The following is an 18,680-nucleotide window of genomic DNA, read 5'->3' on the forward strand; positions in this document are numbered from 1 at the left end:
TTAAACAATAATCAGTTTTTGCCTTATGTTGTTTGATGCATTTTTATAATCTCCAAGTATTTTCACTTTCCATTCTTCCATGGCAATATTTTGACTTGTTTCTAAAACTATTTTTTTTGAAATTTCTTCTTTGCTGTTCAACCAAATAACCGCTTTTTTATTTGGCATACTCTTAAAATGTTGAAACTGATAGATTGTATTTACGGACCAATTTTCTTCTTTTTTATTTTGTTGATCGTAATTAATGAAAATGCAAGGTTTATTAAACATCCAAAAATCAAATGCCATTGTTGAGCCTACATTGACAACTATGTCAGAATAAAAAGCTGTACTAACAAGCAGCTTTACATCTTCGAGAGATGGATAAACGGCATTCCATTCTTTTGATTTACTAAAATACCACAACGGTGAAGCTTCTTTTATTACATCTTTAAATTCATTTACAACGTCATCAAATCGCCCTGAAAAATCGACTGGACATCTTCTAAATAGTATTTGATACTGGTGTTGTAAATTTGCTTTAATAATTTCTTGAGCAAGATCTTTTAAATAACTCGGATCATCTGGAGATGTTTTTAGATCATCTCCTGAAAAACATATTATTTTCTTATTTGGGTCTAAATTATATCTTTTATAAAAAATTTCTTTTTCGATTATATTCTCCGCTTTTCCATAAAACTCAAACTGAGGTGTTCCTGTGATAAAAATTTTATCTGCAGAAATTTCAGGATAATATATTTGCAGTTCATTTTTCATATAATCTGACCAAACTAAGTAATTATCGGCTCTTAAAGATAAACGGGCTTTCGGCAGATTATCCCAAGAATAAATTACTGTTGTTGTCGAAATTCCTAAATCTGATGCTGCTGCAAATATTGCTGCCACTTTTAAGGCTCTTTGGTGAGAACAAAAAACAGTACTTGGATGCTCTTTTTTTAGAATTGCTTTTACCTCATCATAAAAAGGATTTTGACGTAGCGCTTTCTGATATTTTCTTTCTAATTTTAGAATGCTGGAATATCGCTTAAAAAAAGGAGCAATACACTCAATTGTTTTGTAGAAGATCTTTTTTAAAATTCTATTTTGATTCCAATTCCAGTTGCTTAACAAAGTTGGATTCTTCACCTGTTTCTGATTGTAATGCAATCTAGACAAACAAATTAATTCCCTCAGAAATTTTTCTTTTACTGACTCTTTATAATCTGGAATTACAATTTCGCTTTCTATGACAACATTCTTCTTAATTGCTATTATGGTCTCTGGATCAAAATTATGAAACAGAATCAATTCTTCGTTTGTGTTAGTAAATGTGTCTGAATAAAGGTAATTTCTAATTCCAACTCCATCGGGAAAGAATAGTAAAATTTTATTCCTTTTCATTAAAAAACCTACTTATTAAAAAAGTCTTTTAAAATTTTAGCCGTAAAAATTTTAGCCCCACCATCTGTCATATGTCCGCAAGACGAGAAATACTTGTTTTCGATCACTATGTTCTCGTAATTATGAATTTCGGGATAAGCTTTTTTAACTTTTTCAAAATAATTCATTCCCACCACGTTTTCGCACATTGGCGTCATTACAGCAATAAAATTGATATTGTTTGCTTTGCAGAGATTTTTAATTTCTTCATAATATTTATTATGAGGAAGCGGATTTAAATTGACAATATTATTTTTCATATTGCCGTTTTTATGTTTTTCTAATGGATAGTATCCTAGGTTGTCTAATGCATTTGTTTTTTCATTTTTCATGATTTTGCAAACTTCTCTAAAACCAATTTTGCTATCAAACTTTATGAATCTATAAAATGGAATATAATAGAGTTCATTAAAATTTTCTTGAGATTTAAATTGCTCTTTTATTACTTCTGAATTATGAATGTAAGGTAAAAACTTTGCCGAAACACCATCCGATTCTTTGTCGTTCGACAAGTTTAAATCGGCTTCGAGAATAATATTTTTAATTTTGTATTTCCTTTCAATCATTAATTTCAGCATTAATGAAGCTTCAAATAAATGTCCGCCACTCATACCATAGTTAAACGTTTTCAGTCCTTTGTCTTCAAACATTTTCGAAACAAAATGATTGTTTGCTCTTGAAGAACCTAGAATAACTACATCATAGTTTTGAGGTTTAGAATTGACAACTGTTTCAATTTTTCCGCGATTTTTTGATTGAAAAAAAACTGCTGTATAAAGTCCATCCAAAACAACTGCAATTAGAGTTGTTATTAGAATAATTTTAGCGGTATAGGTTAAAAAACGTTTCATTAAAATTGAAAATATATAAATTCTTTATAGTCAGAGAAAGTCCCAAAAGCAAGTATTGCTGTAATAGCCAATGCAATTTTAAGCATACTATTTCGTCCTGAAAGCGGTTCGATCTTAGCACGGCTATTCCATTCTACTGCAACAAACAATACTACTAAGAGTATTAATTCGTAATTGTATCTTTCGTTATCTAAATATTGAAAACTAAAATCTTGATTTAAAACTAATCTTTTCAGATACAGCAAAGCATCTGATATTGTTCTTGCTCTAAAAAATACCCAAGCAACACATGTAATTATAAATGTAGATAAAATACTTAGAATTACTTTTACGGAGTCTAAATCTCTTTTTAAAACTATTGTATCTATGTTGTTTCTGTTACTTTTTGCCAGAAGCAGCGGTAAAAAATAAACAGCATTTATGAATCCCCAAGCTATATAAGTCCAATTTGCTCCATGCCAAAAACCGCTGACAATAAAAATTATAAACGTATTTCTAATTTTCATCCAAAGTCCACCTTTACTTCCTCCTAATGGGATATATAAATAATCTCGAAACCATGATGAAAGCGATATGTGCCATCTTCTCCAAAACTCGGCAATATCTCTAGAAAAATAAGGGTAATTGAAGTTTCGCAACAAATCGATTCCAAACAATTTTGAAACCCCTAAAGCTATATCTGAGTAACCTGAGAAATCTCCGTAAATTTGAAATGCAAAATAGACGGCTCCCAATATCAATGAAAAAGAGTTCATCGTTGAATAATTATCAAAAATGGCATTAGCATAAGTTGCGCAAGTATCGGCAATAACTACTTTTTTGACTAATCCCCAAATAATTTGACAAACTCCATCTTTTGCAGTTTGAAAATTAAATTCGCGTTTTACTTTTACTTGCGGAAGCAAATGTGTAGCTCTCTCAATTGGACCGGCAACCAGCAAAGGAAAGTAACTGACAAACAAGGAATAATCTACAAAATTGTATTCGGCTTTAATTCGTTTATAATAAATATCTATCACATAAGACAGTCCATGAAAAGTGTAAAACGAAATCCCGACTGGAAGTATCACGTTTAATAAAATAGGGCTTGCTTTAAATCCTGCTGTGCTTAACAAATCTGCAAAAGAAGAGGCAAAAAAGTTATAGTATTTAAAGATTCCGAGAAATCCAAGATTAACAATAATACTTAACCAAAACCAAAATTTTCTGCTTTTTTCAGATTTCCCTTTCTCAATTTGAATTCCTGTATAATAATCTAAGAAGGTTGAAAAAACTAATAAGAATAAAAATCTCCAATCCCAACAGGAATAGAAATAATAACTAGATACAATTAATACAAAATTTTGAGTGCTTTTGTTTTTGTTAAAAACAAACCAATACAATAAAAATACTATTGGTAAAAAAACAGCAAAAGCTATGGAGTTGAAAAACATAATTGCTTAAAAGTGGAAATTAGTTAAGAAACATAATTTAAATATCTCTAAATTGTTTTTGATGATTGAGCGGACAAATATCCGATTTCTGCCGACAACTAAGAAATAATTCAGCACTATTTCTATATAAGGATTCTCAGAGCCTTAAATTAATTATATCTTTTTAAATAAATATTCAGCATAATCAAAATCCTCTTGTGTATCAATATCAACAATTGCAAACGTATGGTTTACTTCGAATGGCAATGCATCTTTTGAAATAATTATATCTTCAAAAATTAATTTTGCTTTTATGATATACAGCAATCCATTTTCAAAAAAAAGAGGCTCCAAATCTTGGCTCCTTTGTCCGATTTTGTAATTAAACGGAATAAATTTATTATCTACTATTTTTCCAAACTTTTTGTCATTCTCTGTAACCGTAAATAAACTATCATGTCTCTCTCTTTCATATATACTAAAAGCATCTTTCAATAAATTTTCTGGTCTTAAAGGATTAGTAGGCTGCAGTAGAATAACATTTTCAACCTCAATATTTATTGTCTGCAAAACATGTTTCAATGCAGTTATGGTTGGTTCTAAATCTCCCGATAATGATTCTGGTCTGTCTATAACTTTTGCTCCAAATTGTAATGCAATCTTTTTTGTTTCAGCATCATTAGTCGAAACATAAATTTCATCAATTATTTCACTGTTGGCTTGTGCGTACAAAATACTATGCACCAGTAAAGGAATACCGTCAATTAATTTTATATTTTTTTGATACAGCCTTTTAGAACCTCCTCGTGCTGGAATTATAGCAATTGTTTTCATTTTATTGCATTCTTTTTCTAGCATTTGCTATAAGTTCATTCATACTAACATTCCATTTTTCTGAAGAATACAATTCTGAAGAAAATTCAGGAAACTCAAATTTTCCATTTAAAAAATCATTTATGGCATCAACCCATTCTAAAACAAAATCAGGATTTTGGATAAGTCTTCCCAGCTTTCCATATTGCAAAACTTCTGGAACACCTCCCATTGCAGAGGCAATACAATAATTGCCACAGTGCAAAGCCTCAATTAAACTTAACCCAAAACCTTCTTGGCATAACGTTGGAAAAAGATAACAATCTGACGCTTGATAATATTCTGGAAGATCATGATTTGGAATTTTACCCAAGAATTTCACTCCATCCATGTCGTTTTCAGATTCGCATCCAATAACTATTAATACAATATTCTTTTCTAAATTATATATCTTTTTCCATGCTTCTAAAATAATATGTAATCCTTTTTTTGGTCTATCTTGAGAACACCATACAAAGACTTTTTTATCATCAAATTCAAGTATTTTCTTTAACTCTTGTTTTCTTGAAACTGAAACTCTTTTAAATTTATTAGTATCGATGCCGTTATAAAGTATCGAGAAATGACTAGGAAGAGTAGTAATTGTTTCTTTATGCAGTTTATAACTATCATGTGTTAATACAACCAATTCATTTATCAATTCATAAAAATTTGATTGTGAATTTGGCTGAGCATACGGGGAGAAACCATGATAAAAGAACTGAATGCAACAATTCTTTGAAACTCCTTTTGAAACAAGATACTCTTTAAGAGGTTTAGCCATTCCGTAATTATCAACAATTTGAATTATGTAATTTTCATTTGGAACTATTATCTTGTTTAGCGCTTTTAAGCATTCATTTTTTTTCTTCTTGAAAACTTTGTTTTGAATACTGCTCCAAAATGTTGCTTGTACAAAACTATATTTTACTCCCTTAAACAAATCTTCTGGCTTAGGGCAAACTATATAATCTATTTCATTGTTTTTCTCCAAGTAATTATTATATAGGGTTGTCCAACTTCCAATCTTTGAAAAAGGCAGCGGAACTTGTGAAAGTAAAATCACTTTTGCCATTAAACTTTTCTCATTAATCGTTTCAACATTTTTGCACTACATTATATAATTATTTAGTCTTTAATTCTAATATCAAATCTTTTCAGATGTATTAAACGAAAACCTTTTTTGGTTAAAATAATTGTCGTAATTCCAACATAAAGTCTTACTGCATCATAATAGTTAAGATTTACATCCTTTAAGTTTTCTAAAATGGATTTAAAATTTCTTATACTTTTATTACATTTTAACAGCAATCTTATCTCGTAGAAAAAATGCAATTTCCTGTATATTATATATTTCTTAAGCTTTTTGATTTTATCTTCTTCTATATTACATTCATTGGAATTTAAAACTTTATAAACTTTTTGAAAATAATAAAATTGTGATTGTAAACTGATTGGATTAGTTGATGCTTCGGAGTCGATACTTTTATGTCCTCTTCGCACAAAAAACAATACGTCTTCAATATAGCAAAACCTCACATTTTCGGTCAATCTTCTAAAGTTAAAATCAGTTTCCTGAGCATTTGACAAAGTCTCATCATAGAGTTCTTTATTATTTAGTACTTCTCTTCTCCAAAGTGAAGATGGAGTCAAAAAATAAAGTTCTCCTAGTATAAAATGAAACAAGGCATTTGTGTCGTAAATCATTTGAGGGATAAAATCCTCACTTGCATCGTGGATTGATTTTGTAAATATTTTCGAAAACGCTGCACAAAATCCTAATTCCTTATTTTTTTCTAAAACAGCAACTTGTTTTTCGAGAAAATCAGAACTCATAATATCATCGCTGTCAAACCATTTTATGTATACCCCCTTAGATAACTCGAAACCAAAGTTCCTACAAGCATTTGCGCCTTTTATTCGATCTATTGGTCTTTGATGATATTGAAAACGCTTATCTTTATCTATGTAGCCAGCAATCAAACTAGCTGTTTCATCAGTACTTCCATCATCAATAATAAGGCATTCCCAGTTTGTATAAATTTGTTTTGCTACACTATTTAATGTCTCTCCTAGTAGATCGGCTCTATTATAAGTGGGAATAATTATTGAGACTAATTTATTTGACATTAAAACTCTCTTTAGTTCTTTTACTAAAAGTGTGTAAAATTGATTTTAGAAAACCAATGTAACCTAGAATTTCGCTTGATTTTATGCACAACCATGTTATTCTTAGAAAATACATAACTTGTTTTTTATCGCTTAAATAAGTCTGAAATAGTTTGGGAAATAAAATCTGTACTTGATCTTTTGAAAAAAAATTACCTGACAATAGAGAATAATAAAATAAAAACTTTGCTTTATTTTTTTCTCTTGACACCGTTAAATCACCTGAAATACTTAAAAGAGAAAATCTCACAAAAACTATAGCTTCGTTGATGGTGTAAATAGTATTAAAATCTGAAAATTCTAAGACTGCCATATCATCACTGTACCAGCCCAATGGGTAATCTTTAAAACCAACTTGTAATACCTTTTCTTTATTGAAAATGTACTCGCTTAATGAACTTCGAGTTTGACTTCTAACTTTCTTTATTAAAAAAGTTGTCGATTTTTCTATTCTAGGATGAGTATAGGCAGTGGATATGTTTTCGTTTTTATCATTGATTAATTGTGAAGAATACCTAACTACCTTTATTTCCTCTTTATCAATTATTGGTATTGTTTTATAAAACTCCGCAACAACATTACTTCCCAGAACATCGTCATCGCCCAAAATCATAATCCATTTTTCGCTCTTCGACAAATCAATACAACGCTGCCACTGTTTTGCTAATGACTTACTTCCCAAATTTTCATTAAACCGATAATAGTTAACATCAAACTTATCCTGATATTTTTCTATTATTTTTTTTGGACACTCAGGACTTGCGTCGTCTCCAATATAAACCTTAAATCGTTGATCTGATTGATTAGCTAGTGATTGAATTATTTCTTCAAAATAAGCTAATTTGTAAAAAGGAATTATAATAGCCAGCATTTACTTAAGCCTTATTAGTCGTTTTACGCCAGCTTTAAAAATCATTTTATTTGATAATGATTGTGGAACTTGAACATTATTAATTTCAAATTTTGCTATAAAATCATCAATCGAATTTGACGGCATAAATTCTAACACATTCCATACTTCTGGTACTATAGGGTGAATATTTTGAAATTCTTTGTAGTTCGAACTATCTAAATGTTTCCAAAACTGAAAATATTTTTCTGTATCAAAATCATCTCTATGTCCCCAATTTTTAATCTTAAAATAAATTTGTTCTTCACTTCTAGCCCAAGATTGATGAATTATTTTAATGTTCGAAAAATGATTTTTGATTTTGTTATTACTTCTTGTATGCGTATTTACGGTCTGATTTGTTATAAACGGAAATTTCTCTTTATTATCAATATACAAATAACCATTTGGCAATTCTCGAAATAAAGTAATTAGCTTTCCTTGAAAACAAATTGGTGTAAGTTTAGGAAACAAATTCAGATACCAATACTTTTTTAAATATTTTGTAATCTTTTTAAAATCATAAATGTACTCATCAACATCCAACTGAATTTTCCAACCTTTCCCTAATTTCTTCAATACCATATTTCGTTCTCTTGATTCGCATTCCGTCGGAGTCAAATCTGGCAAGTAAAATTGATCAAAATAGAATTGAATTTTATCCTTCTTATCCAAAATTTTAACTTCATCAAAAAAAGAATCGGGTATTTTAAATGTATTTCCACTCCATGTTTTACTTTCACTGTCTATTGCTAAAACAATTTTATCGACATCATCATACAATTGTTTAATAGAGATAAGCAATAGATCATAATCATAAGATACCAAATAACTCACACTAATCATTCCCTGTAACTTTTGAGTTCCACTTTGTGGGTAAATACATTTTCGAATGTTTAGGCAACGGTTTTGTCCTTTTTGTGAAATTGCTTTGTTCTAAATAAAATCCCGCTAAGTTTTTGATCGTATAAAAAGTATCAACTTGGCCAGTTCCAATCCAGAGATTAATAGTATAAAAACCAGGAATAAATAACAAGTGATCTGTATTAACGCAAATTGTAATTTCCTGCCCTTTTTCTAACTTCTGAAACAGCAAACCATCATCTTCATTTGTAATATGAGCTACTAACTCTTGATTTGCATTTAAAACATCCATCGCAATAGATAAATCTGTAACACGATCTAAAACCTTAAAGTTAATTTCAAATTCTAATTTATCCCCCAATTCAATAATCTGACCTTGCAAGACAGGAATACTATTATTTGTGATTTTAAAATAATTAAATTCTATTCTATTCAAATGAGATTTATGAATACGCTCTGACAAGAGTTCTTCTGTTGTTATTTTAGAATAAAAATCTATGCTTTCGCTAATTTCACCTTCAAAAATAACCTTTCCGTGTTCCAAAACAATTCCTCTCGTACATAAACTCTTTACAGCAGCCATATTGTGACTAACAAATAAGACTGTTCTTCCTTCACCTTTTGCAATATCTTTCATCTTACCGATTGCTTTCTTTTGAAATTCTGCATCACCAACTGCTAATACCTCATCAATAACCAAAATTTCAGGCTCTAAAAAGGCTGCAACAGCAAATGCCAAACGAACATTCATTCCTGAACTATATCTTTTTACGGGAGTATCAATATAACGTTCGCAGCCTGAGAACTCAATAATCTCGTCAAGTTTTGAAATGATCTCTTTTTTGGTCATTCCAAGAATTGCTCCATTTAAAAAAATGTTTTCCCTTCCCGTCAATTCTCCATTAAATCCGGTACCAACTTCTAGTAATGAAGCAATACGTCCTCGAGATTTTATACTGCCGGTAGTTGGAGCTGTAACTTTTGATAATATTTTAAGAAGTGTAGATTTTCCTGCGCCATTTTTACCAATAATTGCTAAAACTTCACCGCGCTTAACTTCAAAATTTATATTTTGTAAGGGCCACACATAATCTGAAGTTCCTTTAATAGAACGATCATTTGTCTCTCCTATTTTTAAATAAGGATCCTCCTTGCCTCTTATCTTGTGCCACCAACGATTTAAATCATGGCTTATGGTTCCGGTACCAACTTGCCCTAAACGATATTGTTTAGAAATATTCTCGACCTTTAAAATAATGTCTTTCAACTTTAGAATAAACTAGATATATAAATGATCAAATTCTTTTTAAACTGTATCTATAAAACTTTTCTCGGTTTTATTAAAAGTTAAAAGACCAATAAAAAAAATAATGATCGAAACAGAAACGGTATAAACTAATCCTAAAGCAGAAACTTCACCCACATTTAAAAGAATGTATCTTGAAGTTTCGATTATATAAGCCAACGGATTATATTCAACAATCCATCCATATTCTGGCAGTTTGTTTTTTACTAATGCCATTGGGTACATTACAGCCGATAGGAACATTAATAATTGGATTGCGAAACTTACCAAATAACTAAGATCTCGATACTTAGTAACCATTGAAGAAATAAGCATCCCTAATCCGAGCCCTAAAATCCCCATAGTGATAATTAAAAAAGGAAAAAATAGGGCAAAACCATTTAAAATTAGATTCGCGCCTTTTAAATAATAGAATATATAAAATACAATAAAAATTAAAAATTGGATCCCGAATTTAATTAAGTTCGAAATCACAATTGATAATGGAGTAATAATTCTTGGAAAATAAACTTTTCCAAAAACATTGGCATTCACTTTAAAAGTATCAGAAGTTCCATTCAAGCAAGCTGTAAAATAATTCCAAACCGTAATTCCTGCCAAATTAAATAAAAAAGGCGGTAAAGAACCCGTGTTGATTCCTACGACATTGTTAAAAATAATAGTAAAAATAATTGAAGTAAATAATGGTTGTATCAAATACCACAGCGGCCCCAAAACGGTTTGTTTATAAGTTGTTATTAGATCTCTTTTTACAAACAAAAATAATAGATCTCTATATTGGTATATTTCTTTAAGATTTAACGATAGAAATTTGCTCTTTGGTTTTATAACAAACAACCAATCCTCTTCCCCATTTTTGCTGTCCATTTTCAGAAATATTTAACAATGGAAAAAGGCGCTAAAAAAGCACCTTTTTTCTTACAAATTATATTTGTAGATAACATCCTATAGTTTATCCATATTATTTATCCAAAACTTCAAAAGTTGAATTCATACTCTTAAATTCAGGAACAATCTTTTTCATCTTAGCGACAATATCGTCATTGTCATAAAAATCAGCAATTCCAATTAACTCATCGATATCAATATGTAAGTTTTCATACTCATCTTGTATTTCTTGAGCTATCATAATTTTATTATGATAAGTTGGCAGCGTTTTAGAAGTATCATTCAATAACTCTTCGTATAATTTTTCGCCTGGTCTTAAACCAACTATTTTAATTTTAATTTCTTTATCAGGGATAAAACCTGCAAGCTTGATCATTTTTCTAGCTAAATCAATAATTTTGACAGGTTTTCCCATATCAAAAATATAAATTTCTCCGCCGTTCCCCATCGCTCCAGCTTCTAATACTAACTGACAAGCCTCTGGAATGGTCATGAAATATCTAATAATATCTTGATGTGTAATTGTAACCGGACCACCTTCAGCAATTTGTTTGGTAAACAGCGGCACTACAGATCCATTAGAACCTAAAACATTACCAAAACGCGTAGTAATAAACTTTGTTACTCCTGGAATATTTTCACTTTGATTTTTTAAGAATAAAGACTGTACGTATTTCTCTGCAATACGTTTACTTGCTCCCATAACGTTACTAGGATTAACCGCCTTATCAGTTGATACCATGACAAATTTTTTGACATGATATTTACATGATAAATCAGCAAGATTCTTAGTCCCTTTTATGTTAGTTAAAATAGCTTGCGAAGGATTATCTTCCATTAACGGCACATGTTTGTATGCTGCCGCATGAAAAACAACATGTGGATTATGATTTTTAAATACCTTCTCTAATGCTTTTTTACTTTTTACATCGGCAATTACGGCAATTATTTTTGTCTCAGAATTCATTGCTAATGTCTCCAAGCATAAGTTATGAAGCGGCGTTTCAGCATGATCCAAAACAATTACAGCCTTTGGATTAAAACCTAGAACTTGTCTCACAATCTCACTACCTATTGAACCAGCAGCTCCTGTAATAAGAATCGTTTTGTCTTTTAATTGCTTAGAAATTGATTTACTATCGAGAACAATTGGTTTTCGTTCCAGCAAATCTTCAATCTGAATATTTTTTACTTTTTGAGAAATCTCTTTTTGATTTTCCCAATCCGAAATTAAGGGTACAGTATATACTCGATAATTAAACTCCAAACATTGATCAACAATTATTAACTGCTCTTCTTTAGACAAACTTTTATCTGCAATAATTACACCTTCTGCAGCTACAGAACGCATTAATGCAGGTAATTTTTTACGTAATATTAAAATCGGAAGATCTAACATTCGTTTAGATGCATTCTGATTATTTTTATCAACGAAACCTACTATTTTAAATCTAGAAGGAGTTTCAAACTTCAAAGCATTGGCAACAGAGATGGCATTTGCATCTGTACCATAAATTACTGTTCGAATAAGTTTAGAATTTGTCTTTTCTGAAAAGTACATTTCAAAAGTTTGTTTTACAATTACTCGGTACAAAAACAAACTGCAAAATGATAAAACCAAATTGATAAAAAGAGCAGTATTCAAAAAGGCCTTATGTCCTGTATACAATTCAAAAACTAAATTGAAAAATAAAAAGAATACTAAAACTGACATTTGAGAAAACAACAGTTTTATCGCATCAATAAAAGAGGAATGCCTAATAATCCCCGAATAGGTTCTGAACAACCAAAAGAAAAATATATTTACGACTAGTAAACTAGCAACAAAATATGATTGATGTGATGTAATAATATACCCTAATCCCGTTCCCTCAAAAAGCATATAGGTAAAGGTGAAAGAAAAAATTAGTACCATTATATCAATGGCAATAATAATCCAGCGCGGCAAATAACTAAGGCTATTAATATTTGCTCTTAAATTCCTTGGTGAAAAAGAATTGTACAATATAGAGGCTATTTTGGTTGGTTGATCTGTCTCCAATTTGGTCTGATTTCGTTCTGTAAACTTTGTATATCTTACAAAAATACAAATTAAAGGGTTTAAAAATTTATTTCTATAATAAATTAAACTTTAACTCCTTTTTTCTTTTGTTTTAAAAATTCTATTAAATAGGCCCCATACCCAGATTTTAATAACGGTAATGCTAATTCCTCAAGCTGAGCATCATCAATAAACCCCTGTCGCCAAGCAATTTCCTCAATGCACCCCACTTTTAAACCTTGTCTTTCTTCAAGAACCTGAACAAATTGTCCAGCCTGCATTAAACTATTAAATGTTCCTGTATCTAGCCAAGCTGTACCTCTGCTCAAGATACCAACTTTTAGCTTTCCTTTTTCAAGATAAACTTTATTTACGTCGGTAATTTCGTATTCTCCACGAGCGCTAGGCTTAATATTTTTAGCAATTTCTACAACTGAGTTATCATAAAAATACAATCCTGGTACGGCATAATTTGATTTTGGTTCTTTAGGTTTTTCTTCTATCGAAATTGCGTTAAAGCTTTGATCAAATTCAATCACTCCATATCTTTCAGGATCTGAAACATGGTAAGCAAAAACAACTCCTCCATTTGGTTTTGTATTTGACTTTAAAAGTTCTTGCATATTTGATCCGAAAAAAATATTATCTCCCAATATCAACGCTACATCATCATGACCAATAAATTCTTCTCCAATTACAAAAGCTTGAGCTAATCCATTTGGATCTGGCTGATCCGCATAACTAAATTTGCAACCAATTGAACTTCCGTCTCCTAAAAGTTTTTTAAAATGAGGAAGATCATGGGGTGTTGATATAATTAAAATTTCATTTATTCCAGCCATCATCAAAGTTGACAATGGATAATATATCATTGGCTTATCGTAAACTGGCATTAGCTGTTTACTAACTGCTAATGTCAATGGGTGCAATCTTGTTCCAGAACCTCCAGCCAATATAATTCCTTTCATAAAATTTGATTTTAGATTTCAAAATCTTGGTTCAAAATCGAATACAAAATATAATATCCTTTTTAAACAAACATTTTCTTTAGACTATCTTTGTAATTTGGGACTTCTAAATTATAGACTGCCTTTATTTTTGTCTTATTTAATAATGAAAAACTCGGGCGTTTTGCTGGAGTAAGGTAAGATGAAGAAGGAATCCCCTCAATTTTGCATTTGTAACCCCCAAGCTCTTTAATACTTAATGCGAATTCGTACCAGCTAATTTCGCCTTCATTAGAGTAATTATAGATTCCAGGAATCCACTCGGTAGATTCAATTATATCAATCATTACTTTTGCTAAATCTGCCGCATATGTTGGAGAACCAATCTGATCATTTACAACATTAATCTCCTCTTTTTCTTGCATTAATCGTTGCATCGTTTTTACAAAATTGTTTCCAAATTTACTGTAAACCCAAGAAGTTCTAATAATAATCGATTCGGGATTTTCTTTTAAGCAGGCCTTCTCACCTGCCAGTTTGCTTTCTCCATAAACATTTATGGGATTTGTTGCCGCCTCTTCATCTAAAGCAATTGAAGACAAACCATCAAAAACGTAATCTGTCGAAATATAAATTAATTTAATATTATTTTTCGCAGTATATTTAGCAATTAATTCTACCGCTAAATGATTGACCTTAAATGCTAATTCCTTTTCTGATTCAGCTTTATCAACAGCAGTATAAGCCCCGCAATTAAATATTATATCTGGTTTAATTGCTGCTAATTGTGATTCCAATAAATCTAAATCATCCAATGTCGCTTTTATACGATCAGCAAACATCCATTCATATTGAGAATACGATGGAGATAAAACCAAAAGTTCAGACCCTAATTGTCCTGTTGCTCCAGTTACAAGAATTTTTTTCATTAAAATAAGCTACTACAATTTTCAATAAAAGGAAGAATTTGATCTTTTTCGGAAACTATCGCTTCATCTAAACTGATACCCCAATCAATATTTAATGATGGATCATCATATTTAATTCCGCCTTCGGCATCTTTATTATAAAACTGATCACATTTATACATTATTGATGCTGTTTCGCTGATAACTGAAAATCCATGTGCAAAACCTTGAGGAACTAAGAGCTGTTTTTTATTCTCTGCCGATAGTAAAACGTTAAATGATTTTCCGTAAGTTGAAGAATCTTTTCTTAAATCAACCACAACATCAATAATTTCACCTTCTAAAACGCGGATTAATTTTGTCTGTGCAAAAGGAGGATTCTGATAATGTAAACCTCTTAAAGTTCCTTTTTTTGAAAATGATTGGTTGTCTTGTACAAATTCAATATCAATTCCCAAATCTGCAAATTTTGTTTTGCTATAAGATTCAAAAAAATAACCTCTATCATCTCCAAAAACAATTGGCTCAATAATTAATAAATCTTTTATAGATGTTTTTTCAATTTTCACACTTTTCCTTATTAACTATTTGCCTTAAAAAAGACATCTAATACATTTTTAATTCTATCTTGATCTTCGTTGGTCAAATTTGATCCTGATGGCAAACATAATCCATTTTCAAATAACTCTTCAGCTACTTTAGAACCATAATACGGATATTCATTAAAAACTGGCTGCAAATGCATTGGTTTCCAAAGTGGTCTGCTTTCTATATTTTCTACTTCAAAAGCTAATCTTAAATTTTCTCTGGTCTTACCTCCGTTTTTCTTAGAATCAATAATAATTGCGGATAACCAATGATTTGAAAAATAGTTATCATTTGGTTCTGTTAAAACTGTTATACTATCAACATTTCTAAAATAATCTACATAAAAATCATGCATGTTTCTTCTAAACTTAACATGATCATCTAAAACTTCCATTTGCCCTCTGCCAATTCCTGCGCAAATATTACTCATTCTATAATTGTAACCAACTTCACTATGTTGATAGTGTGGAGCATTATCTCTTGCTTGAGTAGAAAGGAAAACTGCTTTTTCTTTAGTGTTTTTATTTCTTGTTACAATAGCACCTCCTCCAGAAGTTGTGATAATTTTATTTCCATTAAAAGAAAGGACACCAATTTCACCAAAAGTTCCACATTTTTTATTTTTATAATGACTTCCTAATGCTTCTGCACTATCTTCTAAAATAGGGATTTCATATTTTTCTGAAATAGCCTGCACTTCCTCAATTTTATATGGCATTCCATATAGATCTACAGCAATAATTACTTTTGGTTTTTTACCTTTAGAAATTCTATCAACAATAGCTTTTTCTAAAGCTATCGGACACAAATTCCATGTATCTAGCTCGCTATCTATAAAAACTGGTGTAGCGCCTTGATACATTATCGGATTTGCTGAAGCCGAAAATGTCATACTTTGACAAAGTACCTCATCGCCAGATTTAACTCCTAACAAAATTAATCCTAAATGAATAGCGGCTGTGCCAGAGCTTAAAGCGCCAACATATATTTCTTCATTTAAATACTGTTCTAAATCTTTCTCAAAACCATTTACATTAGGCCCTAATGGAGCTACCCAATTTGTATCAAAAGCTTCTTGCACATACTTTTGTTCCGTACCTCCCATATGTGGAGATGACAACCATATTTTTGATTTATTCATTTACTTTATTGTATTTAATAATTTTTCCCGGGTTTCCGACAACTACTGCATAATCAGGAATATCTTTAAGTATTACTGCTCCGGCACCCACAGTTACCCATTTACCAATTTTAACACCTTGAATTACACATGCCCCAATACCAATATGAGTTCCTTCTCCAACAAAAACATTCCCTGCTAATGTTGAATTAGGAGAAATATGAACAAAATCATCAACTTTACAATCATGTTCTACTATAGCCGCTGTGTTAATTATGCAATGTTTACCTATTTGTGCATCTGAATTGACTATTACACCTGCCATAATAACTGTTCCCTCTCCAATTTTTGAATTTTCCGAGATTATGGCTTTAGAATGTAATACTGTAAAAAAAGAGTTTTCTATTTTTGAAACTATAACTTTACGAATCTGATTATTACCTATTGAAACAACTATTTTACCTGCCTTCAATTTTAATAATTGCAATGAATTAAGAATCGGAATATTATTTATTATTTCCGTTTTTGGCTGATCATCAAAAACAGCATTAACAGTTATGTTATTACTTTTTAATGCTTCAATAATCACCTTACAATGACCACTCGCTCCATATAAATATTTAGCATTCTCCATTAAATTTTTCTGTTGTGGCAACATTTGCTGCATTAATTCCTTCGCTTTTAATTACTTTTTGAAATGTTTTTATCAGTATTTTAAAATCTAAAATACATGAAATATTGTTGACGTACCAAACATCATATTCAAATTTTTGAGGCCATGAAATTGCATTTCTCCCATTCACCTGTGCCCATCCAGTAATTCCGGGCTTAACATTATGTCGTTGCTTTTGAAATTCATTATATAAAGGTAGATATTCCGGTAATAACGGACGTGGTCCTATAAGACTCATATCACCTTTTAAAACATTTAATAATTGAGGAATTTCATCTAATGAAGTTGTTCGTACAAATTTGCCTACCTTAGTTAATCTTTCAGCATCTGGTAATAGCTCCCCATGAACATCCTTTTTATCATTCATGGTTTTAAATTTGATTATTTTAAATATTTTTCCATTTTTACCTGGTCGCTTTTGAACAAAAAAAGGCTTTCCATTATTTGCAATGGTCAGAAATAATGTAATAATTAAGATCAAGGAAAAAATAGCAAGTAAAACAAAAAATGATATTACAATATCAATAATACGTTTAAAAAAAAAACTATACATCTATTTTTTGTTTTATTAAATGATATGACTTATCAACTGTATATTCATTTTTCAGCAAATTCCATGCGTTTTCCTTCATATTATTGAAATGCTTTTCATCTATTAGCATTTTTTCAATAGCCTGATTCATGGCTAAAATATCTCCAGAAATAACTGAAAAACCGCAGTTGTTTTTTTCTATAACTGTACCAATATCTGTACTTTCATCAGTAGCTGAAATAATAGGCATCTTCATCTCTAAATACGAAAGTAACCTTGAAGGAAAATTAGGAATAGTGAAATCTTTATGTAAAAAAATCATTCCAACATCACAGGCATTCAATAACAAATCATAATCCGCTTTAGGTAAGCCATTTAATAACAATGCATTATCTGGATTTAATCTCAAAAACCAATCTTTAATTCTATTGTATTCTGTACCTGTACCAACAATTAAAAAAAAAGCATCTTGATTTGTGTTAGATTGAATTGTCTTCAGTAAAAAATCTATTCCTTGTGGCTTTCCGAGATTACCACCATAAACAAATATTTTTTTCCCAATAGGTAAATTATACTTAATCTTTATTTTTGTTTTGTCAGCTTCATTTTGAAAAAAGACAAAAGGTTCTATAGAGTTCGGGTTAACTTCTACTTTTTCAAATCCAACACTTGGATTATGATCCAAAATATATTCTCTATTAGCTTCGGACATGCATCCTATCATGTCTGAAAGCTTATATAGTTTTTTTTCTTTTTTCAAAAAAATATTATGTAAGACTCCGTTCTCTTTAAGCATTTTCATGTCAACTGCATTCTGAGGAAAAATATCCTTCAACAATAAATAGGAATAAGCTTTATCACGTTGCTTTATAAAATTAATAACTTTTGAAAAAGTAATGGGAGGAGTAGAATAAATGATTAAATCAAACTTTATATCGAAAAAATATTTTTTTATTGCTTTAAGAAATTGGTATTCAATTGCTAAAACACCCATCCCTTTTTCTACAATATTTGTTTTTTGAAGATTAAATGTTTGCACATTTAAAATCGTTCCTTCAACTTCTTTTTTTACAAATGTTTTTCTTCTTTCTCTTCGTTCAACAGGACATACAGCAAAAATCTCGTGGCCTTCTTGATAAAATTTACGAAGAAGGTCGTTATAAATTCCTCTATCTGAAAAGGAATTAATTTTTACCATCGTTAAAAAAAGTACTTTCATAT

At 30.3% G+C, this 18,680-nt stretch carries 18 protein-coding genes; all 18 read right to left on the bottom strand.

Annotated elements, in window-relative coordinates:
• Entirely contained in the window at positions 1–1,380 is a 1,380-nt protein-coding gene (locus ACHRV0_RS19595; protein WP_395442161.1) for a CDP-glycerol glycerophosphotransferase family protein, read from the bottom strand.
• Between the two features lie 8 nt (positions 1,381–1,388).
• Entirely contained in the window at positions 1,389–2,270 is an 882-nt protein-coding gene (locus tag ACHRV0_RS19600) for a hypothetical protein (protein WP_395442162.1), read from the bottom strand.
• Entirely contained in the window at positions 2,270–3,703 is a 1,434-nt protein-coding gene (locus tag ACHRV0_RS19605; RefSeq protein WP_395442163.1) for an MBOAT family O-acyltransferase, read from the bottom strand. Before ACHRV0_RS19605 ends, ACHRV0_RS19600 begins: the two co-directional genes overlap by 1 nt.
• Positions 3,704–3,856: 153 nt before the next feature.
• Positions 3,857–4,516, bottom strand: coding sequence for a cytidylyltransferase domain-containing protein (locus ACHRV0_RS19610; protein WP_395442164.1), 660 nt, complete (start codon positions 4,514–4,516; stop codon positions 3,857–3,859).
• 1 nt (position 4,517) lies between these two features.
• Positions 4,518–5,609 (bottom strand): glycosyltransferase family 4 protein, encoded by a 1,092-nt coding sequence (locus ACHRV0_RS19615; RefSeq protein ID WP_395442165.1) that lies wholly within the window; start codon positions 5,607–5,609, stop codon positions 4,518–4,520.
• A 53-nt stretch (positions 5,610–5,662) separates the two neighbouring features.
• Entirely contained in the window at positions 5,663–6,664 is a 1,002-nt protein-coding gene (locus ACHRV0_RS19620; protein ID WP_395442167.1) for a glycosyltransferase family 2 protein, read from the bottom strand.
• Positions 6,654–7,574 (bottom strand): glycosyltransferase family 2 protein, encoded by a 921-nt coding sequence (locus ACHRV0_RS19625; protein WP_395442168.1) that lies wholly within the window; start codon positions 7,572–7,574, stop codon positions 6,654–6,656. The genes ACHRV0_RS19620 and ACHRV0_RS19625 overlap by 11 nt, the downstream gene beginning before the upstream one ends.
• Positions 7,575–8,438, bottom strand: coding sequence for a hypothetical protein (locus ACHRV0_RS19630; protein ID WP_395442169.1), 864 nt, complete (start codon positions 8,436–8,438; stop codon positions 7,575–7,577). It abuts the gene before it with no gap.
• Positions 8,431–9,723, bottom strand: a complete 1,293-nt coding sequence (locus ACHRV0_RS19635; protein WP_395442170.1) for an ABC transporter ATP-binding protein — start codon at positions 9,721–9,723, stop codon at positions 8,431–8,433. The genes ACHRV0_RS19630 and ACHRV0_RS19635 overlap by 8 nt, the downstream gene beginning before the upstream one ends.
• 39 nt (positions 9,724–9,762) lie before the next feature.
• Entirely contained in the window at positions 9,763–10,629 is an 867-nt protein-coding gene (locus tag ACHRV0_RS19640) for an ABC transporter permease (protein ID WP_395442171.1), read from the bottom strand.
• Positions 10,630–10,723: 94 nt separating this feature from the next.
• Complete coding sequence (locus tag ACHRV0_RS19645) at positions 10,724–12,691, bottom strand: polysaccharide biosynthesis protein (protein ID WP_395415346.1); 1,968 nt, start codon at positions 12,689–12,691, stop codon at positions 10,724–10,726.
• Between the two features lie 83 nt (positions 12,692–12,774).
• Positions 12,775–13,659, bottom strand: a complete 885-nt coding sequence (gene rfbA, locus ACHRV0_RS19650) for a glucose-1-phosphate thymidylyltransferase RfbA (RefSeq protein WP_395442172.1) — start codon at positions 13,657–13,659, stop codon at positions 12,775–12,777.
• 62 nt (positions 13,660–13,721) lie between these two features.
• The gene (rfbD, locus tag ACHRV0_RS19655) at positions 13,722–14,567 is read right to left on the bottom strand and encodes a dTDP-4-dehydrorhamnose reductase (RefSeq protein WP_395442173.1); all 846 of its coding nucleotides are present in this window, start codon (positions 14,565–14,567) and stop codon (positions 13,722–13,724) included.
• Positions 14,567–15,115, bottom strand: coding sequence for a dTDP-4-dehydrorhamnose 3,5-epimerase (gene rfbC, locus ACHRV0_RS19660; RefSeq protein ID WP_395442174.1), 549 nt, complete (start codon positions 15,113–15,115; stop codon positions 14,567–14,569). Before rfbC ends, rfbD begins: the two co-directional genes overlap by 1 nt.
• Before the next feature lie 11 nt (positions 15,116–15,126).
• Positions 15,127–16,275 carry a DegT/DnrJ/EryC1/StrS family aminotransferase gene (locus tag ACHRV0_RS19665; protein WP_395442175.1) on the bottom strand — a complete coding sequence of 383 codons (1,149 nt, stop codon included), beginning with the start codon at positions 16,273–16,275 and terminating at the stop codon, positions 15,127–15,129.
• Positions 16,268–16,921, bottom strand: coding sequence for an acetyltransferase (locus ACHRV0_RS19670; protein WP_281922708.1), 654 nt, complete (start codon positions 16,919–16,921; stop codon positions 16,268–16,270). Before ACHRV0_RS19670 ends, ACHRV0_RS19665 begins: the two co-directional genes overlap by 8 nt.
• On the bottom strand, positions 16,875–17,480 hold the full coding sequence (locus ACHRV0_RS19675) for a sugar transferase (RefSeq protein ID WP_395442176.1): 606 nt from the start codon (positions 17,478–17,480) through the stop codon (positions 16,875–16,877). Before ACHRV0_RS19675 ends, ACHRV0_RS19670 begins: the two co-directional genes overlap by 47 nt.
• Positions 17,473–18,678 (bottom strand): glycosyltransferase family 4 protein, encoded by a 1,206-nt coding sequence (locus ACHRV0_RS19680; protein WP_281922711.1) that lies wholly within the window; start codon positions 18,676–18,678, stop codon positions 17,473–17,475. Before ACHRV0_RS19680 ends, ACHRV0_RS19675 begins: the two co-directional genes overlap by 8 nt.
• Between the last annotated feature and the right edge of the window lie 2 nt (positions 18,679–18,680).

It is taken from the genome of Flavobacterium sp. FlaQc-30 (assembly GCF_044005885.1).
Classification (GTDB): Bacteria; Bacteroidota; Bacteroidia; order Flavobacteriales; family Flavobacteriaceae; genus Flavobacterium.